General features: G+C 46.8%; 26 protein-coding genes and 1 pseudogene. 20 read left to right on the top strand and 7 right to left on the bottom strand.

The annotated features are described in order from the left end of the window. Positions 1-75: 75 nt before the first annotated feature. From ACJJIN_RS06090 to ACJJIN_RS06080, 3 genes and pseudogenes are all read left to right on the top strand, one after another. The gene (locus ACJJIN_RS06090) at positions 76-966 is read left to right on the top strand and encodes a LysR substrate-binding domain-containing protein (RefSeq protein WP_444897307.1); all 891 of its coding nucleotides are present in this window, start codon (positions 76-78) and stop codon (positions 964-966) included. A 188-nt stretch (positions 967-1,154) separates the two neighbouring features. Continuing rightward, positions 1,155-3,428, top strand: a pseudogene (locus tag ACJJIN_RS06085) (ribonucleoside triphosphate reductase). After that, positions 3,421-4,047 (top strand): anaerobic ribonucleoside-triphosphate reductase activating protein, encoded by a 627-nt coding sequence (locus ACJJIN_RS06080; protein WP_444897306.1) that lies wholly within the window; start codon positions 3,421-3,423, stop codon positions 4,045-4,047. The pseudogene ACJJIN_RS06085 and the gene ACJJIN_RS06080 overlap by 8 nt, the downstream one beginning before the upstream one ends. Positions 4,048-4,057: 10 nt before the next feature. Here ACJJIN_RS06080 and ACJJIN_RS06075 read toward each other — a convergent pair whose 3' ends face one another. Beyond that, positions 4,058-4,693 (bottom strand): SDR family oxidoreductase, encoded by a 636-nt coding sequence (locus tag ACJJIN_RS06075; RefSeq protein ID WP_413665800.1) that lies wholly within the window; start codon positions 4,691-4,693, stop codon positions 4,058-4,060. A gap of 28 nt (positions 4,694-4,721) precedes the next feature. After that, positions 4,722-6,092: an NAD-dependent succinate-semialdehyde dehydrogenase gene (locus ACJJIN_RS06070; protein WP_413665799.1), complete on the bottom strand. Its 1,371-nt coding sequence runs from the start codon at positions 6,090-6,092 to the stop codon at positions 4,722-4,724. Positions 6,093-6,620: 528 nt separating this feature from the next. Here ACJJIN_RS06070 and ACJJIN_RS06065 point away from each other — a divergent pair. The 3 genes from ACJJIN_RS06065 (at position 6,621) to ACJJIN_RS06055 (ending at position 9,394) form a co-directional block, all read left to right on the top strand. Then, entirely contained in the window at positions 6,621-7,934 is a 1,314-nt protein-coding gene (locus tag ACJJIN_RS06065; RefSeq protein ID WP_444897305.1) for an acetyl-CoA hydrolase/transferase family protein, read from the top strand. Then, the gene (locus ACJJIN_RS06060) at positions 7,931-8,791 is read left to right on the top strand and encodes an HpcH/HpaI aldolase/citrate lyase family protein (protein WP_444897304.1); all 861 of its coding nucleotides are present in this window, start codon (positions 7,931-7,933) and stop codon (positions 8,789-8,791) included. The genes ACJJIN_RS06065 and ACJJIN_RS06060 overlap by 4 nt, the downstream gene beginning before the upstream one ends. Positions 8,792-8,872: 81 nt before the next feature. Continuing rightward, positions 8,873-9,394: a MaoC/PaaZ C-terminal domain-containing protein gene (locus tag ACJJIN_RS06055; protein ID WP_444897303.1), complete on the top strand. Its 522-nt coding sequence runs from the start codon at positions 8,873-8,875 to the stop codon at positions 9,392-9,394. Between the two features lie 139 nt (positions 9,395-9,533). Here ACJJIN_RS06055 and ACJJIN_RS06050 read toward each other — a convergent pair whose 3' ends face one another. The 3 genes from ACJJIN_RS06050 to ACJJIN_RS06040 form a co-directional block, all read right to left on the bottom strand. After that, positions 9,534-9,833, bottom strand: coding sequence for a putative quinol monooxygenase (locus tag ACJJIN_RS06050; RefSeq protein WP_444897302.1), 300 nt, complete (start codon positions 9,831-9,833; stop codon positions 9,534-9,536). A gap of 283 nt (positions 9,834-10,116) precedes the next feature. Then, the gene (locus ACJJIN_RS06045) at positions 10,117-10,569 is read right to left on the bottom strand and encodes a DMT family transporter (protein ID WP_444897301.1); all 453 of its coding nucleotides are present in this window, start codon (positions 10,567-10,569) and stop codon (positions 10,117-10,119) included. A 60-nt stretch (positions 10,570-10,629) separates the two neighbouring features. Further along, entirely contained in the window at positions 10,630-11,304 is a 675-nt protein-coding gene (locus ACJJIN_RS06040; RefSeq protein ID WP_444897300.1) for a type 1 glutamine amidotransferase domain-containing protein, read from the bottom strand. Between the two features lie 122 nt (positions 11,305-11,426). Between ACJJIN_RS06040 and ACJJIN_RS06035 the strand changes: the two genes are divergently transcribed. The 7 genes from ACJJIN_RS06035 to ACJJIN_RS06005 all read left to right on the top strand — a co-directional run bounded on the left by ACJJIN_RS06035 (position 11,427) and on the right by ACJJIN_RS06005 (position 18,499). Beyond that, positions 11,427-12,308 (top strand): LysR family transcriptional regulator, encoded by an 882-nt coding sequence (locus ACJJIN_RS06035; RefSeq protein WP_444897299.1) that lies wholly within the window; start codon positions 11,427-11,429, stop codon positions 12,306-12,308. A 105-nt stretch (positions 12,309-12,413) separates the two neighbouring features. Further along, entirely contained in the window at positions 12,414-13,217 is an 804-nt protein-coding gene (locus tag ACJJIN_RS06030) for a CLCA_X family protein (RefSeq protein WP_444897298.1), read from the top strand. Further along, a complete protein-coding gene (locus tag ACJJIN_RS06025) occupies positions 13,201-13,617 on the top strand; it encodes a hypothetical protein (RefSeq protein ID WP_444897297.1) in 417 nt (138 codons plus the stop codon). Before ACJJIN_RS06030 ends, ACJJIN_RS06025 begins: the two co-directional genes overlap by 17 nt. 97 nt (positions 13,618-13,714) lie before the next feature. Further along, complete coding sequence (locus tag ACJJIN_RS06020) at positions 13,715-14,413, top strand: response regulator transcription factor (RefSeq protein ID WP_444897296.1); 699 nt, start codon at positions 13,715-13,717, stop codon at positions 14,411-14,413. Beyond that, positions 14,410-15,777 (top strand): sensor histidine kinase, encoded by a 1,368-nt coding sequence (locus ACJJIN_RS06015; protein WP_444897295.1) that lies wholly within the window; start codon positions 14,410-14,412, stop codon positions 15,775-15,777. Before ACJJIN_RS06020 ends, ACJJIN_RS06015 begins: the two co-directional genes overlap by 4 nt. Before the next feature lie 106 nt (positions 15,778-15,883). Then, positions 15,884-17,878 (top strand): TonB-dependent receptor, encoded by a 1,995-nt coding sequence (locus ACJJIN_RS06010; RefSeq protein WP_444897294.1) that lies wholly within the window; start codon positions 15,884-15,886, stop codon positions 17,876-17,878. Positions 17,879-17,941: 63 nt separating this feature from the next. Beyond that, positions 17,942-18,499 (top strand): PepSY-associated transmembrane domain-containing protein, encoded by a 558-nt coding sequence (locus ACJJIN_RS06005; protein ID WP_444897293.1) that lies wholly within the window; start codon positions 17,942-17,944, stop codon positions 18,497-18,499. A gap of 144 nt (positions 18,500-18,643) precedes the next feature. On the opposite strand, the gene ACJJIN_RS06000 is transcribed toward ACJJIN_RS06005, so the two are convergent. After that, positions 18,644-19,285 carry a CatA-like O-acetyltransferase gene (locus tag ACJJIN_RS06000; protein WP_444897292.1) on the bottom strand — a complete coding sequence of 214 codons (642 nt, stop codon included), beginning with the start codon at positions 19,283-19,285 and terminating at the stop codon, positions 18,644-18,646. A 508-nt stretch (positions 19,286-19,793) separates the two neighbouring features. On the opposite strand from ACJJIN_RS06000, the gene ACJJIN_RS05995 reads away from it, so the two are divergent. The 7 genes from ACJJIN_RS05995 (at position 19,794) to ACJJIN_RS05965 (ending at position 23,640) form a co-directional block, all read left to right on the top strand. Further along, on the top strand, positions 19,794-20,744 hold the full coding sequence (locus ACJJIN_RS05995; RefSeq protein WP_444895065.1) for an IS5 family transposase: 951 nt from the start codon (positions 19,794-19,796) through the stop codon (positions 20,742-20,744). A 116-nt stretch (positions 20,745-20,860) separates the two neighbouring features. After that, entirely contained in the window at positions 20,861-21,199 is a 339-nt protein-coding gene (locus ACJJIN_RS05990) for a carboxymuconolactone decarboxylase family protein (RefSeq protein ID WP_444898231.1), read from the top strand. After that, entirely contained in the window at positions 21,199-21,714 is a 516-nt protein-coding gene (locus tag ACJJIN_RS05985; RefSeq protein ID WP_444897291.1) for a VOC family protein, read from the top strand. Before ACJJIN_RS05990 ends, ACJJIN_RS05985 begins: the two co-directional genes overlap by 1 nt. Next, positions 21,711-22,151, top strand: coding sequence for a DMT family transporter (locus tag ACJJIN_RS05980; RefSeq protein WP_444897290.1), 441 nt, complete (start codon positions 21,711-21,713; stop codon positions 22,149-22,151). Before ACJJIN_RS05985 ends, ACJJIN_RS05980 begins: the two co-directional genes overlap by 4 nt. After that, entirely contained in the window at positions 22,148-22,462 is a 315-nt protein-coding gene (locus ACJJIN_RS05975) for a DMT family transporter (RefSeq protein ID WP_444897289.1), read from the top strand. Before ACJJIN_RS05980 ends, ACJJIN_RS05975 begins: the two co-directional genes overlap by 4 nt. Then, the gene (locus ACJJIN_RS05970) at positions 22,459-22,638 is read left to right on the top strand and encodes a DMT family transporter (RefSeq protein WP_444897288.1); all 180 of its coding nucleotides are present in this window, start codon (positions 22,459-22,461) and stop codon (positions 22,636-22,638) included. Before ACJJIN_RS05975 ends, ACJJIN_RS05970 begins: the two co-directional genes overlap by 4 nt. A 78-nt stretch (positions 22,639-22,716) precedes the next feature. Then, positions 22,717-23,640, top strand: coding sequence for a LysR family transcriptional regulator (locus tag ACJJIN_RS05965; protein WP_444897287.1), 924 nt, complete (start codon positions 22,717-22,719; stop codon positions 23,638-23,640). A gap of 160 nt (positions 23,641-23,800) precedes the next feature. Here the strand turns inward: ACJJIN_RS05965 and ACJJIN_RS05960 are convergent, their stop codons facing one another. Then, positions 23,801-24,610, bottom strand: coding sequence for a MipA/OmpV family protein (locus tag ACJJIN_RS05960; protein ID WP_444897286.1), 810 nt, complete (start codon positions 24,608-24,610; stop codon positions 23,801-23,803). Between the last annotated feature and the right edge of the window lie 35 nt (positions 24,611-24,645).

Below are 24,645 nucleotides of genomic sequence, written 5' to 3'. Positions count from 1 at the left end.
CTGGGGAGTATCCTTGACAAACGAGTTATTTCTTCTTATAGATGAGGAAAACTCATCTATAAGAGATTCTGATCGGTGTACCCAATCCTGCCCTCCCTCAACGCCCTCAAAGTATTCGATGCCGCCGCCAGACTGGGCAGTTTCAAGAGAGCTGCGGAAGAACTCTTTATAACGCCGACAGCCGTATCACATCAGATAAAGGGTTTGGAGGAATCCCTGGGTACAACATTATTCGAGCGCAAAACCCGTGCCGTGCAGTTGACCATTGAAGGGCAGATGCTCGCTCAAACTACCTCTCAAATTTTTCAGCAGCTCACTGAAACGGTGAGTGAAATAACGTGTTCAAAGAAAACACTGACCGTTAGTACGACTTCAAGCTTTGCTGCTATGTGGCTTGTGCCCCATCTGGAGAATTTTTATCAGAAATTTCCAGATATCATTGTTTCAGTAGTGACCGGGGAAGAAGTGAGTGATATCGAGCGAGATAGACGCATCGACGTCGCTATTCGGTACGGGAAATATGATGAAAGTACAAAAAATGCTCTCCACTTGGTCACCGAAACAATCGGTGTCTACGCTGCACCAAGCTACCTGACTCAGATTAGGGATATTTCTGAAGCTCAACTTCTGGAAACAAAATGGGTCAACTCATCACTTCCACCGCTGAACTGGCAAACTCTCCTCAAAAGAAAACTTGATGGCATTCGCGTGCGGCAGTTTGACCAGGAGCATCATGTAATCCAGGCCGCCTTGGCTGGCCAGGGTATTGCGCTAGTAAGTTCGCTTCTTGTTCAAAATCCTTTGCGCAATCAATGGCTGGTTCCTTTTAGAGGAGGCTCCAAGCTTTCAGGGATTGAGGGATTTACCTATTCCGCATTAATACCTGGCCGCCATTCAAGAAATGGAAATGTGTTGGCTTTCGTAACCTGGCTGAAGGAAGCACTTCGCGATTCTCCCTATAGTTAGGTACATCCGACTGGCACTGAACTCGTCTTCGGACTTGCCGAGAGTAGGTATGTACCTAATCTAAGTCCATACCAAGAGCACAACATATTGTGTCCATCTATTAACCAATGCGCCATATATAGTGACCTGGATCAATTGGTGTTCCTGTCTCTTCGATATGCTCTCCCCACAAATTGTGAGGAAGTCCGATGACCAGTACCGCTATACCCGACAGCGAAGCCGCACCAGCTTCAGAACAGATTTCGCAGGTAAGTTCAGATCAACTGTTGGTGCGTAAGCGAGATGGCAGGACACTGGCTTTTGATGCTCGCAGAATCACCTTGGCTCTTCTCAGTGCTGGCCAGGCAACGGAATCTTTTGATCAACAGGAAGCGGAACAACTTACCGAATCTGTCCTTAAAGTGATCAAGCACCGCTTTGATAGTGGCGAGCCCATTGATATTGAAGAGATTCAGAATATTGCTGAACAGGTATTGATCAATAACGATTACATTGATACTGCCCGCGCCTATATCGCTTATCGGGGGCGGCATGCGCAAATGCGCACTGATCGGCAAACACTGGTGGATGTCGGTGCTTCTATTGAAGAGTATTTAGAGCAAGCGGATTGGCGAGTTGCAGCCAATGCGAACCAGGGATATTCCCTAGGGGGGTTGATCCTGAACAGTGCAGGTAAAATGATTGCCAACTATTGGTTAAATCATGTTTATTCCCCTGAGATCGGCGCAGCACATCGGGATGGCGATTTACACATCCACGACCTGGATATGTTGGCTGGATATTGTGCAGGTTGGTCGCTGCGCACCCTATTACATGAAGGGTTGAATGGTGTTCCGGGAAAAGTCGAATCGGCACCGCCGGCCCACTTGACCAGCGCGGTCGGACAGATTGTTAACTTTCTTGGAACACTTCAAAACGAATGGGCCGGCGCGCAAGCATTTAGCTCTTTCGATACCTATCTTGCACCTTTTGTGCGCAAGGACCAGCTTGACTACGCGACCGTACGCCAGTGCATTCAGGAGCTGATCTTTAACCTGAATGTGCCATCCCGCTGGGGTACCCAGACTCCCTTTACTAATCTCACTTTCGATTGGGTTTGCCCCCAGGATTTGCGCGAGCAGGTGCCTGTGATTGCCGGTCAGGAAATGCCCTTCACCTATGGCGACCTGCAAGAAGAAATGGATCTAATCAACCGCGCCTATATCGAAGTCATGAGCGAGGGGGATGCACGCGGTAGGGTATTCACCTTCCCTATTCCCACATACAACATCAGTGAGGATTTCCCTTGGGAGAGCGAAAATGCTGAGCGGCTGTTTGCCATGACCGCTCGCTACGGTCTGCCCTATTTCCAAAACTTTATAAATTCAGACCTGAGCCCAAACATGGTCCGTTCCATGTGCTGTCGCTTACAGCTTGATCTACGCGAACTGTTAAAGCGCGGCAACGGCCTCTTTGGCTCCGCCGAACAGACAGGTTCACTCGGCGTAGTAACTATCAACTGTGCCCGCCTTGGATATCTCTATAAAGGAAACTGGCAGCTTCTGCTCTCCCAGCTGGACAAACTGCTGATACTTGCCCGCGATTCCCTTGAAGTGAAACGGAAAGTCATCCAACGGCATATGGATGCAGGTCTGTTTCCCTACACTCGCCGCTACCTGGGGACTCTGCGCAACCACTTCTCCACGATCGGGGTGAACGGCATCAATGAAATGCTGAGAAACTTTAGTGGCGACAACGAAAGTGTGGTTACGGAAGATGGGAAAGAACTGGCCGAGCAATTACTCGACCATATCCGTATGCGCATGACTGAATTCCAGGAACAAACCGGGCATCTCTACAATCTGGAGGCAACTCCGGCAGAGGGCACTACTTATCGGTTTGCCCGCGAAGATCGCAAACGTTACCCGGATATTATGCAGGCAGGTAGTAGTGAAGCGCCCTACTACACCAATTCATCCCAGCTACCAGTGGGCTTTACCGATGATCCCTTCGAGGCCCTGGCCCGACAGGAATCCCTCCAATCCCGTTACACCGGTGGCACTGTGCTTCATCTTTATTTGGGCGAACAGTTGCCTGATGCCGATAGTTGCCGCCGCTTGCTGCGGTGTGCTCTGGAAAACTACCGCCTGCCCTATATCACCGTGACCCCGAGCTTTTCAATTTGCCCGGTCCATGGATATCTGAGTGGCGAACACGAATTCTGCCCTCGCTGCGACGAAGCTCTCCTGGCCCGAGAGCAATCCTGTTGTAGCGACTAAACCATACTTTCAAGGAGAAAGACCATGAGCCAACAAGACACTTTATTGAGAGAAGAAGATCGCACCCGCTGCGAGGTATGGAGCCGGGTAATGGGGTACCACCGCCCAGTTTCATTTTGGAATCCGGGAAAACAATCCGAGCACCGGGAGCGCCAATTCTTTGTGGCGGACAACAGCAGGAATGCACTAAAAACTTATGAGTAATAAGTTACGTGTCGGTGGATTCACGTCGTTTACGGCAATCGACTTCCCCGGCGAGTTGGCAGCGGTGGTTTTTTGCCAGGGATGCCCCTGGCGCTGCCGCTACTGCCATAACGGTGATCTACTACCTGCGCGAGCACCCAGTGCCTATGACTGGGATCAGATCCTCACATTTTTAGACAGTCGCCGGGGCTTGCTGGACGCCGTTGTGTTTTCTGGTGGAGAACCCACCGCCCAGAGTGCGCTGGAGCCGGCGATTGCCCAAGTCAGGGATTTGGGATTCAAGGTCGGGCTGCATACTGCGGGAATCTACCCCCGCAGGCTCGAACGCCTGATCCAAAGTCTTGATTGGGTGGGGTTGGATATCAAAGCAATGCCGGAAAACTACCCTTCCATTACGGGTGTTGATGGCAGTGGTGCGGCTCCTTGGCAATGTGCGGAGCTTCTCGCTCAGTCCAAGATACCTCTGCAAGTGCGCCTTACCAGGCATCCGAGCCTCACAACTGATGCTGAACTGAATCAAATACAGGAGAAACTTTGTGGTATTGGCATTGAAAAGTTGGAGATCCAGCGCTGCAATAGTGAGCAAGCGATTGATCAGACGTTGAGGTTCTTAACGTGAATGATAAAACCTAGTTTAGCTGTGCTAATGCGTCAGGAATCGGGGTTTCGCCCCCAATGAATTCAAAAACCGCACCGACCGTTTTGGGTTCATCCAGCGCAGTGGTAATTACCTCTGCAACATCGGCTCGGCTGATCTCTATGTCTGGCCCAGCAAATAAATCGCTTATGCTGATTAACCCCGTTCCCAAGGTGTCAGTTAGGGCACCAGGTCTCAATATCGTGTAATCAAGGCCACTTTCTTTTACATATTCATCCGCTATATGTTTGGCTTTTAGATAGGGTTGGAGCTTTTCAGGCCCCTGCTCTGGTCGCCCGGCAAAAATGGAACTCAATAGAATAAAGCGCGAGATACCCGCGCTTTTCGTTGCATCACAAAGATGGATAGCACCATCCCGATCGACAGACTCCAATGCTTTCCCCTTGGAGCCCGCAACAAATATGACTGCATCTTGCCCCTTTACCGCATTGTTCAGGGACTCCTTCTTTGTCAGATCTCCAAGAATGGGGCGCGCACCTGTACTAAGCAAATTATCTTGTTGGGACTCTTTGCGGACCATAGCGGTTACCTCGTGCCCTTTGTCGACAAGTTTACCCACAAGGATTTGACCGATTGCACCGTTAGCACCCGCCACAAGTACTTTCATTGCTGTGCCCACGTCTATATTGCGCTACTTAGAAGTACCGTATCAGTTTTTGATTGACAAACTCTTTAATACCTAGCTCTCCCAGCTCCCGGCCATAGCCGGATTTCTTCACTCCTCCCATAGGCATACTGGCGTAGCTTGAAGCGGCATGGTTCACGAAGGCAGTACCACATTCCAACTGTTCCGCGACACGGCGCCCCCTTTCATGATCCTGGGTATAGACAGAACCACCCAGGCCAAAGGGGCTGTCATTAGCCAGCTTAACTGCTGCCTCCTCATCGGGAACCACCCAAACACAAGCGATGGGGCCGAATAACTCCTCTACTGCTGCCGGGGAACCAGCAGGTATTTCAGTTAATATACCCGGCTCAATAAATGCGCCATTGCGCTTACCTCCCACTAGCAATTGAGCGCCAGCCTTAACGGACTTGCTGACTTGATCCTCCAGTTGCTCAGCAGCCTTTTCAGTACATAGCGGACCGTAATCTGTGCTTTCTACAAGAGGGTCACCGGGTTTCAGCGCTTGGAACAGCTTGGTAGCGCGGTCTAGGAATTCTTCAGCAATGGGCTCCGTTAGAATGATTCTCTTCGCAGCCAAACATATCTGCCCGCAATTGCCCAGCTTTCCCTCCGCAAATCGCTGTATCGTTAAATCCATATCCGCATCTTCGAGCACGATAAATGGATCAACGCCACCCAGCTCCATAACAGTTTTCTTTACATTGCGGCCAGCTTGCTCTGCGACCATTGCCCCGGCGGAATTGCTACCAGTAAAGGAGATTCCTTTGACCCTATCGTCATCAATAATGGGGGCAGCCCCACCGGAAGTGATCGGTAGATTGGTATAGACCCCTTCCGGTACCCCTGCGTCAAACAACAGCTGTGCGAAGGCTTCGGCACACTGGGGAACATTAGAGGCATGTTTAGTAAGTACAACATTGCCGGCGATCAAGTTGGCGGCGGTAAAGCGAGCCGGTTGGTAAAAGGGAAAGTTCCATGGTTGGATGCCGTAGACCACTCCTAAGGGCTGGAAGACTAAAGTGCCCTCCCCTTCGCGGGTGGAAAGCTGCTGTGGAGCTAGGATTTTCTCGCCCTCTTCGGCGTAGTAGTCAAAAATTTCAGCACAAAGTGCCAATTCACCTTGACCATCACTGAGCTTCTTACCCATCTCTAACGCCATCAGGCGGGCAAGTTCTTCGGAACGCTCCTCAAATAGGTTGCTTGCACGTTTTAGTATCTCTGCTCGATCACTAAAACTTCGGTTTCTCCAGCTTACAAAGGCTTTGTCTGCGCGACCGATCGCCTTGTCGAGATCCTCTTGTGACATTTCGTGATAAGTCTTCAGAGTTTTACCGTTCAAGGGGTTGACGGAAATCAGTGGACGTTTTGACTTTGTCATGAATAGACTTCCAACGGTTGCTTTAGGAACCGCTAAAGAACTATTTGGAATAGTAACAGTGCGGCATCTGCGAGTGTTTGCAAAAGTGTAGTTGCTGAGGTTTGGCATACCACTGCTTGATGGATCAGCTAAAGTCTCATCATTCTTTCTTATAGACAGCTGATAGGCAGTAATCTTTGGTGAATAGCACTTAAAGCTAATGGAACACCATTGAGAGATTTAGGTATTTTACGAATACCACCGTGGCATAAAGATCAACTGCGGAGCTTTTAGAACATACCGACTGCATAAAATCGAATCAGCTCAAACAAGCTGCATGATATTCATCGTTAAGTCACTAGCCCTTCTGAAACAAGCTTTAATTCACAAACTATAATCGCAGGGCTTAGTAGCTCTTACTTCCTTATCAGTGCTTGATTGCAGGTCTATGAACGTTTTCTGCTTATTAACGCCTTTGTAACGGGACCGTAAGAGCGACAGCAGCCGCTTCAAGGATCACAGTGTGGCCAAATAATCGGTTAATCTGCTATGGATAACAACGCCCTGTATAAAAAGAAACAGCTACTACCTGAAGAAGCAGTTAATTTAATCCCAGACGATAGCGTTATTTCTATCGGCATGCGCACCGCTAGCCCACCAGCCCTACTTTCAGCACTAGAGAAGCATATTCGAAATGGATTTATTACACATTTAAAAGTCTATTATATGCGTTGTGGGAAGGTCGCGACGGAAACTATTTTTCAAGAAGATCTAATGGACCGGGTAAGGCCTTACTCTTCAATGCTAACTAAAGACGAAGTTAAATTAGCAAATGCTGGTTTTTCAAAAGGGGAAAAATATATTAACTATGTCCCTATATCTTTTAGTCGATACCCTCAAATAATCAGAGAGCAAGTTAAAATAGATGCTTTCCTGGTAACTGTGGCGCCGATGGATAAGCATGGTTATTTCAATTTTGGTACTAATGGTGATTATGCTATTGAGTTGTCGCGCCACGCAAATCGATTAATTGTGGAAGTGAATGAAAATATGCCACGTACAGCGGGGGCCACCTTGTTGCACATTAGTGAAGTGGATGCCATTGTTGAAAACACTATGGAATTAGCGGAGGAATCTCCAAAAGAGATTACCGATTTAGATAGAAAAATTGGTGACTACATTGTTCCGTTAATACCTGATGGCGCAACTATCCAAATGGGTATTGGTGCTATTCCGAATGCAGTTTGTGAACAACTAACTAAAAAGAAAGATCTGGGCATTCATACCGAGGTGATAACACCAGGTATGATTAAGCTTATTAAGTCTGGAGCAGTAACTAATGCCCGAAAAACAATTAACCCTCATGTGAGCGTATTCACTTTTGCAGCTGGGAACAAAGAACTATTTGACTTTATAGATGGCAATCCATCTATGTTCTGCCTGCCAGTGTCATATGTGAATGAACCCCAAATAATAGCCCAGATCGATAATATGATTTCAGTTAACTCATTTATTGAGATTGATTTCAGTGGACAGGTTAATGCGGAATTCATTGGACATCAATTCTCGGGTGTTGGCGGGCAACTGGATTTCGTGAGGGGAGTTTACTACTCAAAAAATGGGAAGACTATTCTGGCCAGTAGCTCAACGGCACAGCGTGGTAAAACCTCCAGGATAGTTCCACGTTTGAAATCTATAACCACAGACTCTCGGTTAGACATCGATTACGTGGTAACCGAGTACGGATCTTGCAGACTGATGGGGAAATCAACCACAGAGCGGACCCTTGCCTTGATTGAAATCGCACACCCTAAATTCCGTAAGAGCTTATTGGAGCAGGCCAAAGAGCAAAACTTTATTTGAGCGATAAAATGATCAATTTAAAGCTTTTCCCCGCATTGTTATTCACCCCAGGAAACCAACCGGAACGCTTTGCTAAGGCGTCTGAAGTTGGGGCAAATGGAATAATTGTTGATCTTGAAGATAGCGTACCAGTGGAGGACAAAGGTAGAGCCAGGGATATCGCGATCGATTTTTATTCAAGGCCAAGCTCGAATGGTGTTATAAGTGCAATTCGGATAAATAGTTTGTCAACGATCAATGGAATAAAAGATTTGGCCGAAATTATTGATAAAAAGCCACTTATAGATGTGGTGCTTTATCCGAAAACAGAATCTCAACATGATATCAACCTTATCAGTGAGCTCTTGAGCGAAGCCTATAAGGATATTTCGATTATAGCTTTAATTGAAACCGCTCAAGGAACATCCAATTTATATGATATCGTTAACTGTAGTTCTGAAAAGTTGCAAGGTTTGATGTTTGGGGCCGCTGATTATGCAGCCGATCTGAATTGTGAATGCACCCCACAAGCACTCATTTGGGCGCGTATGAAAATGGTCGAAGCTGCCGCGCTCAAACAGATAGCTTGCTATGACTCTCCCTATTTTGACTTTAAGGATGAAAGTGGACTAGTCAATGAGCTTAATGAGGTTCGATCGCTCGGATTTAGCGGTAAAGCTGCTATTCACCCTAAACAGATCAAAACTATCAAGATATCTTTTAGACCCACACTAGACCAGTATAAGGAAGCAAAGGAAATCGTTCGTATCTACAATGAATCCTCAGGTAAAGCCTGTCAATATGAAGGCCGAATGATAGATATCCCGATCTACTCTAAGGCCCAGCAAATAATCTCAAACTTTAATAATCTTAGCTAAAAGCTACTCCAGCGAAAATCTACAAGTGCTCTGGGCATATCCAGGCGAACTTAGAGCCACTCAATCAAGGAGGCAATATTGATGGAATTTAACCCCTATAAACAGATTGACAACAATCGATATCGCGAAGATTTTGGCTTCTACTTCGAGGACTTTGTAGAAGGTATCATTATCGAGCACCGTCCAGGTAGGACATTGACGCGAACAGACAATACCTGGATGACCCTGTTAACTATGAATACGGCGCAAATCCATTTTGATGCCCATTACGCAGAGAGCACTGAATGGAACCTTCCATTAGTAGATAGTACTCTGACATTGGCTATTGTCACGGGTATGACTGTAAATACTATTAGCAAGAAAGTTGTTGCCAATCTTGAGTGGGACAAAGTTAAACTGCTCAAACCTGTTTTTGAAGGTGACACGGTTTATGCAGAAAGTGAGGTCATTTCTAAGCGTGAGTCCAAGTCTAGACCAACACAGGGTATTGTTAGCGTAGAAACCCGTGGTATTAATCAGCGAGGAGATACTTTTATGAGCTTTCAGCGAACAGTACTGGTTTATAAGAAAGGCCACGCTCCTAATTATGAGATCAAAAAATAACCTAACAGAAGGGCTATCTCATTGGTATATATGCACTTCTTTAAGATGATGTCCGATTAGACTCACTTCAATGAAAATGAAGGTATTGATGTTGTAAAAGTAAGATTACAAAAAGTTGCAATATAAAATAACGGTTGTGCTAGATAGTTTTTACCTCCGTATATTTTTCGATTCTTGCCTCCGCAGCAAGAAGTGGATTCAACTTTGCAATGATGGTTTTTAAGTGATCTGTATTCCAATGCTTCATTTCAGCTTCAGAAGACTCCCAAACTTCTAGTGTAGTGAAAACATTGCCTTCATCCAGTGAGGGTAAAATTTTATAGGATAAACAGCCAGACTCTTGTTCTGACTTACACGCCAGCTCGATTAAAAGTGCTGATGCCTGAGAAGTATATTGTGGGCGGACTGTGACTTTTGCCATAACGATTGAATTAGTCATATGATCTCAGTACATAACGATTTTTATTGTGAAATTAAGGAGCCTCTGAATAACTCTGCGGTCTTGAAGGCTGCAGATGTTAGGCGCAGCTCGCCGTGAATGGCCGTAGCCCTTTGCAAGAGCTGCAACGCAGCAGCTGTGGCCTTCAAGGCCCGCCCTTCGGGGCTTGCAGAGCGATGCACACTCCGCGTTGCGACTTCTTGAAAGGTCTAGACATTCCTGCTAAGCCGTGCCTTGATTGTGAGCCAGAGGTAGAGGTATCACGGAGTTATTCAGAGGCTCCTTAAGACGTGCGCTTTACTACCAACAGTACGCCAATAACCATCATGGCGAGACCGATAAGGCGCTTGGTATCCAAACTGGTTTGCTGCGCACCCAGTAACCCAAAATGGTCGATAACGCTAATGGCGAGCAGTTGCCCCAGAAGAACGAAAGATACTGCATTACCCACGCCATACCTTGGCGACACCCAAGTCACACTCAATATATAGAAAGCTACTAGAATCCCACCCAAGTAAAAGTACCAGGCAATATCTTTGCTAAAAACAGCACTGGGTAACCCCTCCGTTTTCAAGAGATAGGCCGCGGAGATTACAAGTCCAACGAGAAATAGCAGTGTAGTTGCCAGGGCTGAACTACCAAGCTTAATACCGAGACCACTATTTAGCGTTGCCATTACCGGTATACCAATGCCTGCAATAAGCATTAGAGACGGGTAGATAACTGCATTTTGCACTACGGGACACCTCTACTTAGAATCACGAGCCGACCCCAGAGGGGCCGGCCAGGCCATGTATTAGCTGGCAAGCTGTTTGGCGATAGCAACACCAACACCGTGCGCACTTGCCGGGTTTTGGCCACTAATCACTCGCCCATCTTCAATAACAAACTCCTGCCAAGGTTGTACTTTGTTGTAGCGGGCAGCGCCCCTCGCCAAAGATTCTTCCAGTAAAAATGGGATGTCATTAATGGTGCCGAAGTCAATTTCCTCCTCACGAGTGAAGCCGGTGACAGACTTGCTAGCCAAAAGCTTTTCGCCATTGCTCAGGGTGATAGGCAGGAAACCAGCGGGGCCGTGGCACACTGCGGCCAATGTGCCACCCTCTTCGTAGATCTCGGCACTTAGCTTTGCGAAGTCATCGTTAGTTGCCAGGTCAGAAAGCAGACCAAATCCGCCGGGGTAGAATACTGCATCATAGTCTGCAGTATTCAGCTGGCTCATAGGGATGGTGTTATTGATACGGTTTTGGAAATCTGAATCATTGAGCACTTTCTGGTTGATGTCGTCACCCTCGATGTCTGTGCCATAGAGTGGTGCTTTTCCCCCTTTGATTGAGGCGATGTCATAGTCGAGTCCACTCTCCATAAATACGTGAATCGCGTGAGTCAACTCAGGTGAGTAGGTGCCATTTGCCTGGTCAGTTTCACCAAGAGTGGCGTGGTTGGTCACTGGAATAAGTACTTTCTTCATGTTTCTTTCCTCTGTTGGTCAGCATTCAGTGGGGAGGGATTGTAGATTGTCCCTCTTCTGCTGATAATGCGTAAAATCTGTTAAATACCTTTGCAGAATGGCAATAATCGAGATTGAGAAACATGGAAAATTTTGACGGCATAGTCGAGTTTGTAGCGGTGGCAGAAAGCCAAGGTTTCTCAGCGGCTGCCAAGCAACTTGGCTGCAGTACTAGCCATGTGAGTAGGCAGGTCTCCCGCCTGGAGGAGCGCTTGGGCTCATCCCTTTTGGCCCGCTCAACACGTCAGGTAAGTCTGACCCAGGCCGGGACCGCCTATTACCAGCGCTGTAAAGAGTTAGTGATTGGCCTTCAACAGGCGAATGAGCAGGTTAGCCAGCAACAGTTTCAGCTCAATGGAACACTAAGAGTTAGCGGTGCTGGTATCTTTGCTGAGCAATATGTTGCCCCTGCCCTGATGGAGTTTGGCTTGAAACACCCGGGGTTGAAAATCGACATGGACTTCAATAGCAGGATGGTCAATTTTGTCGAGGATGGGATTGATTTTGCCATACGCTATGGTCGCCTTGAGGATTCCGGCTTAGTTGCTCGTAAACTGGCCGACCGCCAAATGATGGCCGTCGCAAGCCCGAGTTACCTGAAAGAGAATGGTATTCCCAATCACCCCGATCAACTAAAAACGCAGAGTTGCTTGGTGGCTAACAATGATGAATGGGTTTTTGACCTGAATGGAGAACCTGTAAGCGTAAAGGTTAGTGGGCGCTGGAGAACAAATAATGCCCATGCGATCGTGAAAGCTTGCGAGCAAGGCCTGGGTATTGCTTATATGCCCAAAAGCAGTTTCAGTGGTTCAATTCAAGAGGGCTTACTGGAGCCTATCTTGGAATCTTTTTGTGGGAGCGGAGCCAGTAGCTGGATCGTGTATCAGAATCGTCGCTTTTTACCCATGCGAGCGCGAATGGCGATTGACTACTTGGTTGATTACTTTTCTGACTGGGTGGAATAGAAAGCGGTTGGATTCATTGACAGGAATAGAAGCACTCCCCATTTCTTGCAAGCCTTCAATCTGGAAGATTAATATCCACCCTCCTCCAATCGACTGGCATTGATTATGGTCCTGACCAGGGCATTTTATCGCAGTGGTCACACTGCAACCCAGCAACGACAACCCGTTTCGTTTGTGGATGTCAGGAAGCGATTCGGCTTTCGTTCGATTGCTGTTGGCCGATGGGTCACTCGCGAGGAGCGCGATCGGGCCGCAGGGCTTTTTTATGATGCTCTTGTTGATCTAATGACCATTCTTCAAGGACCGGAAGCGTTGGTATCCCTCCGAGGTACATTGTCTTTTCAATATGGAATCGGCGGGCGCCCGGGGATGGCTGCCTTTTATGACCCTACTGCCCGGAGCTTTTCTCTTGCCAAGAACGCAGGGCCTGGCTCTATTGCCCATGAATGGTTTCATGCATTTGATCATTACTTGGCCCAAAAAGCGTTCAGTGATACGTCCTGTACCATGTATGCCTCAGAGGCCTGGTTGCGGAATGCAACTCCAGTACCCCACCCGCTCAATGACTTACTTTTTGCGTGCTTTAAAACTGTGATGCTGGATGAGAGTGGTAATAACCCCAGTGACTTGGTGACTGCTTCCGTCAGTGCCGATAAAGCTAATGGTTCTGTCTACTACAGTGAGCCTGTAGAGATGAGTGCTCGGGCTTTCGAAGCATTTATTCAGGATGCCAGTATCAATAATAATTTTTTGGTTGCTGGCTCAAAGGCTAGTCAAGAGGCAAAGTTGGGACTGTATCCACAGGGGCAGCAACGCAAAAGAATTAACCAGGCTTTCACAGCCTATTTTTCCTATTTAGGACGAAACCTTCAGGCTTCCACGGGTGGAGACAATGACGTCAACCCTTAGAAATACCTTTCTTCTGGGCACAGCCCTTCTCGCTGGTGTAGTCGCTTGGGTATGGGCTGAGCTTTCAAAAAGCTATGAATTGATTGCAATAGCCAGCGATCCCGTGCTGTCAGCGGAGCGTGGATTCATTGATGCGGAAGATGATTTCATTCATAAACGGGCTAAGTTCGTGGATGTTTATTCTCCAGGGGTTGGCCATGTAACGCCCGGGATACTAGAAGAAGACTTGCAAGGTAAGTATGCTGAGTTCAGACCTCAGGAAACATTTTTCTTATGTGGAACCGGCTTCCATATTGAAGATTACGCTCTGGATAGCGAGCAGCACAAACACAATAAATTTTACGCTCAAGCATACAATGCCAAGTTACTACAGCTGATTACCCATTCAGCTTCAGAGTGATCATTGACCGGCTCCTGATCAATTCAACTAACCATATTTAGCCATTGCCCATTGTGGTAATTTGCTCTGCATCATTTTGCAAACAGCCAGTGTCTTCATGAGCCAAAAATTGCCCTCACAATTTAATATCCTAATCGTCGAAGATGATCGAGGCCTAAACGACCAACTTAGTGAGATGATCCAAGATGCAGGGTATCAGGTGAATACCTGCTTTGGTGGGCATACCGCGCTTTTGAAAGCTACAAAGCACCAACCACAGTTAATTCTGCTCGACTTAATGCTGCCAGAAATGGACGGGATTTCCCTACTCAAGATTTTACGCAAAACCAGTCAGGTTCCAGTGATTATCCTCACCGCGAAGGGGGCAGAAGAAGAAAGAATCACTGGCCTGCGCCACGGGGCAGATGATTATGTGGCTAAACCGTTTAATCAGACTGAACTCTTGTTGCGCATTGAGGCGTTATTGCGCCGCAGTCAGCCGGCGCAGACGGAGAACGTCGACCATGCCGAGATCGACAATCTACTGCTCGATTTGAATACCCAGCAAGTTTTTGCAGGCGACTCTCCAATTGAATTCACAGCGATTCAATTCAAATTGCTGTGGGAGCTAGCGATACACCGCGGTGAAGTATTGAGCAAGGCATATCTTTCCCAGCAGGTCCTCAACCGCACTTTGGGTGCCTACGATCGCAGTTTGGATATGCACTTGAGCCGGGTCAGACGCAAACTAACGAGTGTAGGCTGGCGTGGGGACCGCTTACAAACGGTGCATGGCAAGGGATACTGTTTGAAATGAACCGGAAACTTCTTTGGAAACTCTGCTTACTGACTACTGCCGGTATCGTTGCCCTCTTCTATCTGATCAACTCCCTAACTATCCGCACCGAGGAACAGATGAGCCTGCTAGAAACTTCTCACCGGGAGGAGTTAAAGCAGTGGGGCAAAGATGCGGAGATGTACTTTCTCACTGGCAACAAAGCTGAATTGGAGCAATGGTTGTATATGCTCCAGAAACGAGAGAATACCTGGGCCACTGTTACTCAGTATGAGGTAACCCACATTGCAGGAGAGAGAGGGAATGAGCATCGCTACATCGGATATAACTTAGGCCGCGATGTAGATTGGAAAGTCCACCTCTATTTTGCAGACAATCCGGTAATGGAGATCCCATTTGAAACAGAGAGAACCAGCTTGCTGATACTGCTTCCGGATAGGATGCGCCCTGGTAGCTACTGGCAAACTACCCGACTGGCACTGCAAATACTGTTACCCATGGGCATTCTAGCTTTCATTTCCCTGATGCTATACCGCCACATTATGAACCCCCTACGGAAGTTGGAGCAGGCAACAAGGGAATTCAGTCGAGGAAATTTTGATGTTCGTGTCCATCGCCAGTTAGGCAATCGCAACGATGAGATCTCTGAACTTGCCAAAACTTTCGATCAGATGGCCACCCGAATTGGCGAGCAAATCGTCAACCAGCGCCAGTTGATTGCTGACCTTTCCCACGAACTACGAACGCCCCTAACCCGCTTGGACATTGCCATCGAAGGTGCAGGTAACCGTTATTCAAGTGATCGAAATATCCAAAGGATTCAGCGGGAATCCTCTCATATCCGACATTTGGTTGAGGACACCCTCACTCTCGCCTGGCTAGATAATGAGCAACCCGCTATGGGCAACGAAGACCTGGACTTGGTAGACCTTATCGACGTTATTGTTGAGGATGCTCGTTTTGAATTCCCCAACCGCACTATCTGCACCCACTTGCCGGACTCGGCGGAAATAAGACAATCCAACCATCAAGCTGTTGGTCAGGCCCTGGAGAATATTCTACGCAATGCGATGCGTTATACCCCGAAGGGGCAAGCTGTTCATGTTCTTCTGGAGCAGACCGCAGAAAATAAAGTCATTATTGATATCGAAGACTCGGGACCCGGAGTTCCAGAGGATCTGTTGGGTAGTATCTTTAAGCCCTTTTTCAGGGCGGATCAATCACGCACCTCAAAATCAAAAAATTTTGGGCTTGGTTTAGCTTTAGCACGACGCCAACTGAAGAGTGTTGGTGCAACTGTGGAAGCCTCCAATCGTCCCGCAGGGGGCTTGTGCATGAGAGTGACTCTTCCCTCTCAATTTTCTGGATGCTTAGAGCCAGCTTAGGCTAAAGCGGACATCAAATGTAACAAATGCAACACCGCTGTACTTTGCGAGTCGCAATAGGAATAATTCGCATTTGCAAATAAGTAACTCTGTGAAGGACAGCCAAATGGCCTGCAACATTTCTCATAGCAAACACGCGTTACTCCCCTTGATGGTATCCAGCGTCCTGGCTTCTGGCATTAGTCAGGCACAGGAAGTAAAAGAGCGAGAGACTACCACTGAACCCCCTTTGGAAACCGTGGTCGTTGTCGGCGTCGCTACAGATACCGAGATTACACCTGAAGAACTCGACATCCAGCAGGCAAATGATCTCAGCGATATATTTCGCCAGATACCCTCCGTATCTGTTGGTGGGTCACTGGGTATTGCGCAAAAAGTCTATGTCCGCGGTATGGAAGACACACTTCTTAATGTGACTGTTGATGGTGCTCCACAAACAAGCACCCTCTTCCATCATATTGGTCGGGTATCAATAGAACCGGAGCTATTGCAGAAAGTTGAAGTGCAAGCTGGTGCTGGTGAAGCTACCAGTGGGGCCGGTGCCATTGGCGGTGCTATCCGCTTTAAGACCAAAGATGCGGATGATCTACTAGATGACGGTGAGCAGTTTGGCGCAATAGTGAAAGGCGCTTTCTTTAGTAATGATGGTGAGAAAGCCAGTGCTTCGGTATATGGAAAGATTACTGACAATTGGGGGCTGCTCGGGGCATTTGTGACCGTTGATCGCGATAATATGGAAGATGGCGACGGTGACATTATCCACGGCTCAGCTTCCGATCAAGATCTCGCCTTTATAAAGTTGAGTGGCGATTTGTCTGAAAATCAAAAACTGAGTATCAGCTTTGAACAGCGGGAAGAATCAGGCGAGTTCAGTAGACATCCCAACTGGCCCGCCCTGCAAGGCGAAACTCTTTACCCGATGGAAGCCGAACGCCAGACCTTTGTCATAAACCACCAATTTGCCCCCAGTGCACTGGTCAATTTAGAAACAACGGTTTATCACACCACATCAGAAGTTTGGCGGGAGCTATGGGACTACGTTGCTTCCGTGGAATCCATCGGTTTTGATTTACGTAATACCAGCAGTGTTGGTCAACATACCATCACCTATGGCATTGAGGCCCGTGAGGATGAAGTGGAGGGAGTGGAGGGAGGCCTCAACTCCTGGCTTGAAGAGGGACATGTTCGCGGAGCCTATATCCAGGATCATTGGCAGGCTACAGACGCGCTATTGCTGAGTTTTGGACTGCGTTACGATGAATACAAGCTGGAGCAAGTGACTCATGATGATGAGACAGATAGTAAGGGGTTCAGCCCCATTATTGGAATGAGTTATTCGCTTACCGATGCACTCACCTTTACTGCGGGTCATGCAACAGCGATGCGCGGCAAGGAAGTTGGAGATGGGTTTACTCTGTGGTCGGCAACTCTTGATCCTGACCTGGATGCTGAGACGGTCGACAATACCGAGCTGGGACTAGAATACAGCCTGGACGGCCTTCAACTAAGAGCCGCTGTCTACCGCAGCACTATCGATGACGTTATTTTTGATCAGGTCGGGCGTCCCGTTTATTATGAAAATATTGGTGAGTTGGAAACTGAAGGGTTTGAACTCAGCGCCTCATATGTTTGGGATCAGTTAACCATCAGCGCCGCATTCAGCCACAATGATTCGGAATTGAATGGAGAGACTGTAGAGGGGTATGAGCATAACGGTTTAGCAAATGCTCGCGGCGATACATGGAACCTGACCACCAGCTATGCTATTACACCGAAATTAGAGTTGGGCTGGAATTTTACTCTGGTACAAGACCTAAATGATATTGAAGTTTTACACCGCTCAGTAGAGGTCGACGACGATGTCGACAGTATCCAAGAGGTTGACAAGCCCGGCTACCAAGTACACGATCTTTACTTGCACTGGGAACCACTGGCAGATGACAGTCTGAATGTGAATTTAGCGGCTCAAAACCTGTTTAATGAACACTATCGGGATCACTCCAGCGTAGCAGATTATACAGATATTACCGGGTTTGGTAGCGTAGCCGGAATTTATGAGGCGGGCCGGGACATCCGTCTGTCAGTAGACTACCGCTTCTAATTTCCTTAATTTGTTTATTTACTATCAGGGCGCAATGCAGTTGCATTGCGCCCTTTGTTGCCTATGAAATCCAGATACCGTTTACTGTGGATCAAGCTCCACACCTACTTTTCCTGCTTTTTTCTACCCATTGCCATTTTGTATATCGCCACGGGTGTGCTCTATCTATTTGATATAGAGGGGGGCGTCGATGAACAATTAGAGTACACAGTCTCTCTACCCAAGGGCCTGCCCAGCAATGAGCAAGAGACTCTGGATACAATCTCTCCGATTGTTCAGCCCACGGAAGTATCATTGCCAGCAGATTTTTATTTGGAAGATGAGTGGATTGGCTGGTATGGCTATAAACGCCAAGTCTATTTGGAGCCTAGCCAGGATAAGCAATCAGCGATACTTCATGTAAAAGAACACGATCTATGGCATCAATTCCTGCTGATACATAAAGGTCATGCCGGTCCCCTCTTCTGGTTCTCATCCATTATGCTTGGTGCGAGCCTGCTATTTAGCTTGATTAGTGGATTAGTGGTTGCCTTTGCGGTACCAAAATTCAGGAAAACTTCTATACAATTTACTTCTCTCGGGCTTATTGCCCTGGTAGTTGCCTTTTTTATTGGCGGCTAAAATTTCACCGTTTGAGGGAGTGTTAGCTAGGGAGCCTCTGAGTAACTATGTAGTATCTCTATAGCTTTTAAACGTCCGCGACAAGCAACTTTAAGAGTGGGTTCACGGAATTACTCAGAGCCTCCTAGATCCAGTTTAAAAATTTTAAGCCAGTTGAAGAATCTTATCCTCCAACTGATGTTTAAATTGATAAAGATGGATGCCATCCAGAAAGCAGTGATTAACTTCAATATACATCGAGGTGACAAGGCGGCCCTCCTGGCGATGGTATTTACCCCAGAAAATAAACGGTATTCCTGGATCACAATCTTCTTTCTGTACAGGCTTTACCTGTAGACCAGAGAAGTCACCCCAGGGGTAGCAGCTGATATTCAAGATATCATGGCGGCTGATGAAATTTTCTACGGGTAGGTACTCAGATTGCGCCTGTGAAAGTTCCCTTGCCTTGTGGACGAACTCTGTCAGATTCGTTTCCATTCTTGCCATAACGAGTTTGAATAACTCATTATCCCCTAAATCAGAAAATAAAGGGTGCAGCATGTCGTGCTCAATGGGCTGGCCATTGACGATACGATGCCTGAAACCCGCTATTTCATTTCCCACCTGAGTGACAAGAAAAATAAGGCTGTAATAAAAAGGGAGTGTATTCTTTTTACAGAAAGATACCAGATTTGTCACATCGACCGGCTGGGTTAAGCCTATCCGAGTTGACCCTGCACTGCTCATAAAAAATTCAAAGTGGGCCTTTCTATTCCAGCGTTCGATATCTATAGGAGTCATGGACATATGAATATCGAGCCTTCAATGGATATTCATAGTTTAGGGTAGATTATAAGCAGCATCGGTGTTGCTAGTAGCTTTTATCTAGTTGGGACAACTGGAATATATTTAGAGGCATTAGCTACCATGCTGTAATCGCCATATCAAAATGCTCTTCCCTTCCGGCTAATACCATTTTTAGCCGCGCTAGCATATTCCTCTTTCGCCCCTGCTTGGGGCACTAAAATAAGCCCTAACAACAGACTTGTCACCTCATAAACAGCGATCATCTGTGCATAATTTGCAAAAGTGATGTTCCTGCTTATAAGTTTTAAGAAGGATACAGCTCCCTATAATAACTTCCAGCTGTTACAGCGAAATATCATCTAGATAACCAGGATTATTAACTATGACTACCAAGTACGAAAATGCCGTTTTGGATGATCAAGCATTGATCGAGGGACTTAAGGAACCTCTGAATAATTCCAAGCCAATATTGGTAATATTCACCTACCCATCAAGACTACGATGAATTATGCACCAAGTCACCTTTGCCGAAGCAGAATATAAGCTAAAGCGCCGTATAACTCGCCGAGAGAAGTTTCTTTCTCAAATGGAAGCCCTCATCCCATGGCAGCGACTAGAAGCTCAGATCACTCCTTGCTATCCACAAGGCAAACGTGGCCGACAGCCATATCCATTGAGTGTCATGCTCCGTATTCATTGCATGCAGCTATTTTATAATCTCAGTGATCCCGCTATGGAGGATGCACTGTATGAAATTGAATCCATGCGTAGTTTTGCTGGATTGACTTTGAGCGGCCCAATTCCCGATGAAACAACGATTCTTAACTTTCGCCACTTACTGGAGCTCAATCAGCTAGGTGCAGCTCTTTTTGATGAAATCAACAAGCATCTTGCTGAGAATGGCATGGTACTGCGTGAAGGTACGATTGTAGATGCCACTATTATCTCTGCGCCAACTTCAACCAAGAATAAAAAGAAAAAACGTGATCCAGAAATGCATCAAACAAAGAAAGGCAATCAGTGGCATTTTGGAATGAAAATGCATATCGGGGTTGATGATGTGCTCGGAGTAATACATAGCATAGATACAACAGCAGCGAATTCGCATGATGTCACAACTACAGAGCGAGTTCTCCACGGGGAGGAGAAAAGAATCTGGGGAGACTCTGGGTACATTGGTGCGGAGAAACGTGAAGAGTTGAAAGAGCGGGAGGCGGATTGGTATATAGCAATGAAGCCGAGCAAGCTAAAAACTCTTCCAGGGCGTGATGCACTTCGTAAAGCGGAAAAGATCAAGGCGCAGATAAGAGCGAAGGTCGAGCACCCCTTCCGCTACATCAAACGGGTATTTGGTTATGACAAGGTCCGCTATCGGGGACTGGTAAAAAATACTGAGAGGCTGTGCTTACTGGCAGGCTTTACCAACTTAATAATAGGGAGAAAATACTTGGCTGCCTAGGGGTGGTTCGCCTGAAATCCACCTATTGAGGGTTTCAGATGAAAAATTAGTGGACTATTACGCGCAAATTACGCGTTTGTGCGTAATAAAGTGAATTTTTCAAGCAGCTCAGCTTAATTCTGGAAAAATGCTTCGTTGATCAGAGGGTCCTTAAGTCTATTAACCCGGTATGGGGAGATCTAGCTGTACGAGTCGCAGGCGAGGTATGGGGAAAGCCGCTTCTGGATCAGAAAACCAAAGCACTAATCACTATCGCTATTGACCAAATGGCGCTCAATGTAAATGGTGAAGGTAACCCGTTTGGAGCCCATGTTGATATGGCACTCAAACAAGGGGCAACGTATGAAGAGATTGAGGAATTGATTGTTTTTGCCTCAATGTATACGGGCTTCAATAAAGGGGCTACCACCATGGGCGCACTGAATAAGCTTCGCCATGACTGGGGAGATATCTAATGGCTATCCCCGGACTTAAAAAAGCAGATCATATAGGATTCACCGTCCCCGATATTGATTTGGCCGTTGAGTTCTTTAGTACACACTTTGGTTTTGAGTTGGCTTATACGTTTGGGCCATTTGCTTCAGACGATGCTTGGATGACGGATCACCTTAATGTAAGTCCTCGTGCAGAGATCAAGAAAATTGCTGTTATGAATGCTAACAGCATAAATCTGGAAATATTCGAGTATGACGACAACATAGATCGAAATAAGGTGGCACCAAACAATGCTGATGTTGGGGGGCATCATTTAGCATTCTATGTTGAAGATATTGATGCTGCGGTTGAATATCTCAAGAAGCAGAATATTGAGGTACTCGGCGCTCCTACGGTAATGACTGAAGGGCCAACTGAAGGAGAGACCTGGGTATATTTCATGGCTCCTTGGGGCATGCAACTTGAACTTGTTTCATACCCTAATGGAAAAGCCTATGAGCATTTGACTAACGTACGCTTATTTGACCCTCGATGAATATTCTCGCCACTATTTTGGTTGTTATTGCAGGTATGGGGCTCTCCGTCGAGGCGGGACTGTTAGGGCCCCTAGGTATGCAGGTTGGTCACTTGTGGGCCACTTTAAGCATATTTGGTGTTGGGACAGCCCTACTTTGGCTCATCAGTCTATTTGTCCCCAGTGCAAAATATATAAGCTGGCGAGAGGTTCCAAAGTGGCAGCTTTCAGGTGGCTTGTTAGGGCCTGTTTACGTTGTTGTTCTAACTTTAGCCACTCCTATACTTGGAGTAGCTATGACCATGATCGGGATTCTTGTGGGGCAAACAGCCAAAAGCTTCCTAATTGACTCCCTGGGGTGGTTTGGGGTGCGTAAACAGCCCATTAATCTCCTAAGAATATGTGGGGCAACATTTTTATGCCTTGCATTATATTTTACCTACTTGGGAGCCAAATGATGATTGGGTTGATGTTACTCGCAGTACTATCCGGCGTAGCGTTGAGCACCCAGGCGGCAATTAATGGAAAATTTGGAGAAAATGTAGGAGTTGTCCAAAGCGCCCTTTTTACCTTTGGTATCGGTGCTGTAGTGATGGGCTTACTCGCGTTTTTCTTTGGAAAACACAGCGGCCCATCAATTCTTTCCGTACCTAAGTGGCAACTAACCGGTGCACTTTTTGGTATCTTCTACATGATAGTCGTAGTTGCTGTTGTTCCCAGAATTGGTGTGGCATCAACAACAATTGCAACGATTTTTTTGAGCAGATGAGCATGAGTTTGATTATTGATACCCAGGGATGGTTTACGAATCCGTCTATCCCGTTAAGTTCCTGGCGAATTGCCGCAATGGTTTGCGTAGTTCTAGCGTTGATCTGTAATTACCTTGCTAATCGGAGAGCTCCAGTTCGCAGTAATGAGGCACTGCAGCCCGCTATCCAAAGTTAGCTGAATATACAGGAGTAAAGCACTACTCAGAGGGGCCATAACATCACTCAACAGTTACCCACTATCGACCGCTAGCTAATGAATTACGATATATCAATATTAGAGTTAAAACTGTTCTTAATGACGGCCCAATTGGGTAACTACTCTGAGGTTTCCAGGCAGCAGGGAATGACACCGTCCTCTGTATCGCGAAAAATGGCCCAGCTAGAGGGGAAAGTGGGAACCAAACTACTGCACCGTCATACCAGGGCAATATCACTGACGGATGAAGGTACGGCCTTTGCAAAGTACTGTAGCGATATCGTTCGTCAGTATGAGTTAGTTTGCGGGCAAATTGAGCAAAGAGCCAACACACCACGGGGAGTTGTTAAAATCAGCGCTCCCGTTGCTTTTGGGCGGCTTCATATTGCTCCTTATATTCCAGATTTGTTAGAGCTTTATCCGCTACTTAGGATCGAAATGCAGCAGACAGATAGCTTTATTGACCCTGCTAAGGAGGGTGTTGACTTACTTATCAGAATTGGAGCGCTCCAAGATTCAGGCTTGAAAATGAATCGCTTTGGCAATCATAACTTTGTATTGGCAGCCAGCCCGGAATATCTGAGGGTAAATGGGGTTCCGGAAACCCCAGAGCAGTTAATTGCTCACAACTGTTTGGTATTTAAGGGAACCAATGGGCTACAGCGCTGGTTTATCGGTAAAGATGGTTTGACACCCTATGAAGTTAAGGGATCACTTTACAGCAATAATGCAGAAACGCTGGTTTCCAGTGCTATAGGGGGAGCTGGGGTTGTTATGTTTCCAACCTGGTTAATCAATGAAGAGATTCGGCTGGGCAAGCTGGTTCCTATTTTGACTGACTACCGCGCATCTTCATCGGCAGAAAACCAGACTATCAATGCACTCTATTTACCTACGGATAACCTGGCTCCCAAAGTACGTGTTGTTATTGATTTCCTTAAGGAGAAATACGGTAGTCCCTGCTATTGGGATACTAAATAGAAAAGCCTTCTTGCTATGACTCGGTGGGTATCGTGTACATTGTACTGCAAACAGGTTTTGGTTACAGGCCGGGGCTCTTGCCTCGGCCTGTAACTTCTGCTTGGTATTGATCAGCCGGCTAGTCTAAATAATCTACACTCATCAAATATCGTAAGAAAAGTTAAAATTTATAACTCACCATTAATGACGTGCGTCTAGAGCTATCAGTTTCCACGATTGGGCTATTACTAATCTCATCGCCATACCAGGTTTGATATACGCCCCCCATAAGAATAAGGTTTGGGCTAATGTTGTATCCAACTTGTACGCCTAACCGGGTAATAATATCTGCATCTGCTTCATACGCTACCCTATCTTGAGTTACTTCATCTAGGTCCACGCCATAGTAATAATCCAGCGCACTATCACTTTGCCAGCTAATAGTGAAATCGGGTTTTATTATCCACTTTTGATGCTTGTAAGGCAGGCTATATCCAGCCGATAGACTGTATCCGTCGTGGGTATTACTGATATCTTGTGAGATGCCAACTTTCCAAAGGCCTACAGGGCTTTTATAGTTCATTGATAAGTTGGCAAGAATCGCCAGGTCAAGCTCTTCCATATCGCTGAGCTTATCACTGTCCCCTCTGTCTCTATCGCCCGCCAGGTCACCGCCAATGCCAAACTTCACTCGAAGTTTTTCATCGTGGTACAGGTCAGCCCCCAACTCAAAACCCTGAAAGTAAAAGCGCTTGTAGCGGGCTGAGATCAATGGAAATATGTTGTTTTGGTCCTCACCATCAACGTAGATTGACTCAACGCTAAAGGTTCCAATACCTACAGAAAGTGCTGTCTCATCCTGCTTTGGCGGCTTCTGGGTAACTTCATCTGCAAAAGCCAGGCTGGATAATGCCGAACCCACCAGCGCGGTGCACATACTCAAAGTTAATGGCAGAGAACTCTTATGGTTTTGATCTCGCAAACTAGACATATTGAATCCCAATTTGAACTGGTTGAAGTTCCGTC

Source organism: Microbulbifer maximicatervae (SeqCode), from assembly GCF_052467505.1.
Note: the sequence above shows the minus strand (reverse complement) of the source record. Positions and strands in the feature narration are given on the sequence as shown.

Excerpts from the sequence above, each read along its gene's own strand:
- ACJJIN_RS06035 (WP_444897299.1), top strand. The coding sequence starts at position 11,427 with ATGGAAAATTTTGACGGCATAGTCGAGTTTGTAGCGGTGGCAGAAAGC.
- ACJJIN_RS06065 (WP_444897305.1), top strand. The coding sequence starts at position 6,621 with ATGGATAACAACGCCCTGTATAAAAAGAAACAGCTACTACCTGAAGAA.
- ACJJIN_RS05985 (WP_444897291.1), top strand. The coding sequence starts at position 21,199 with ATGGCTATCCCCGGACTTAAAAAAGCAGATCATATAGGATTCACCGTC.
- ACJJIN_RS06040 (WP_444897300.1), bottom strand. The coding sequence starts at position 11,304 with ATGAAGAAAGTACTTATTCCAGTGACCAACCACGCCACTCTTGGTGAA.
- ACJJIN_RS06010 (WP_444897294.1), top strand. The coding sequence starts at position 15,884 with ATGGCCTGCAACATTTCTCATAGCAAACACGCGTTACTCCCCTTGATG.
- ACJJIN_RS05960 (WP_444897286.1), bottom strand. The coding sequence starts at position 24,610 with ATGTCTAGTTTGCGAGATCAAAACCATAAGAGTTCTCTGCCATTAACT.
- ACJJIN_RS06030 (WP_444897298.1), top strand. The coding sequence starts at position 12,414 with ATGGTCCTGACCAGGGCATTTTATCGCAGTGGTCACACTGCAACCCAG.
- ACJJIN_RS06015 (WP_444897295.1), top strand. The coding sequence starts at position 14,410 with ATGAACCGGAAACTTCTTTGGAAACTCTGCTTACTGACTACTGCCGGT.
- ACJJIN_RS06070 (WP_413665799.1), bottom strand. The coding sequence starts at position 6,092 with ATGACAAAGTCAAAACGTCCACTGATTTCCGTCAACCCCTTGAACGGT.
- ACJJIN_RS06050 (WP_444897302.1), bottom strand. The coding sequence starts at position 9,833 with ATGACTAATTCAATCGTTATGGCAAAAGTCACAGTCCGCCCACAATAT.
- ACJJIN_RS05980 (WP_444897290.1), top strand. The coding sequence starts at position 21,711 with ATGAATATTCTCGCCACTATTTTGGTTGTTATTGCAGGTATGGGGCTC.
- ACJJIN_RS06025 (WP_444897297.1), top strand. The coding sequence starts at position 13,201 with ATGACGTCAACCCTTAGAAATACCTTTCTTCTGGGCACAGCCCTTCTC.
- ACJJIN_RS05975 (WP_444897289.1), top strand. The coding sequence starts at position 22,148 with ATGATGATTGGGTTGATGTTACTCGCAGTACTATCCGGCGTAGCGTTG.
- ACJJIN_RS06000 (WP_444897292.1), bottom strand. The coding sequence starts at position 19,285 with ATGTCCATGACTCCTATAGATATCGAACGCTGGAATAGAAAGGCCCAC.
- ACJJIN_RS06055 (WP_444897303.1), top strand. The coding sequence starts at position 8,873 with ATGGAATTTAACCCCTATAAACAGATTGACAACAATCGATATCGCGAA.
- ACJJIN_RS06005 (WP_444897293.1), top strand. The coding sequence starts at position 17,942 with ATGAAATCCAGATACCGTTTACTGTGGATCAAGCTCCACACCTACTTT.
- ACJJIN_RS06075 (WP_413665800.1), bottom strand. The coding sequence starts at position 4,693 with ATGAAAGTACTTGTGGCGGGTGCTAACGGTGCAATCGGTCAAATCCTT.
- ACJJIN_RS05970 (WP_444897288.1), top strand. The coding sequence starts at position 22,459 with ATGAGCATGAGTTTGATTATTGATACCCAGGGATGGTTTACGAATCCG.
- ACJJIN_RS05995 (WP_444895065.1), top strand. The coding sequence starts at position 19,794 with ATGCACCAAGTCACCTTTGCCGAAGCAGAATATAAGCTAAAGCGCCGT.
- ACJJIN_RS06020 (WP_444897296.1), top strand. The coding sequence starts at position 13,715 with ATGAGCCAAAAATTGCCCTCACAATTTAATATCCTAATCGTCGAAGAT.
- ACJJIN_RS06080 (WP_444897306.1), top strand. The coding sequence starts at position 3,421 with ATGAGTAATAAGTTACGTGTCGGTGGATTCACGTCGTTTACGGCAATC.
- ACJJIN_RS05965 (WP_444897287.1), top strand. The coding sequence starts at position 22,717 with ATGAATTACGATATATCAATATTAGAGTTAAAACTGTTCTTAATGACG.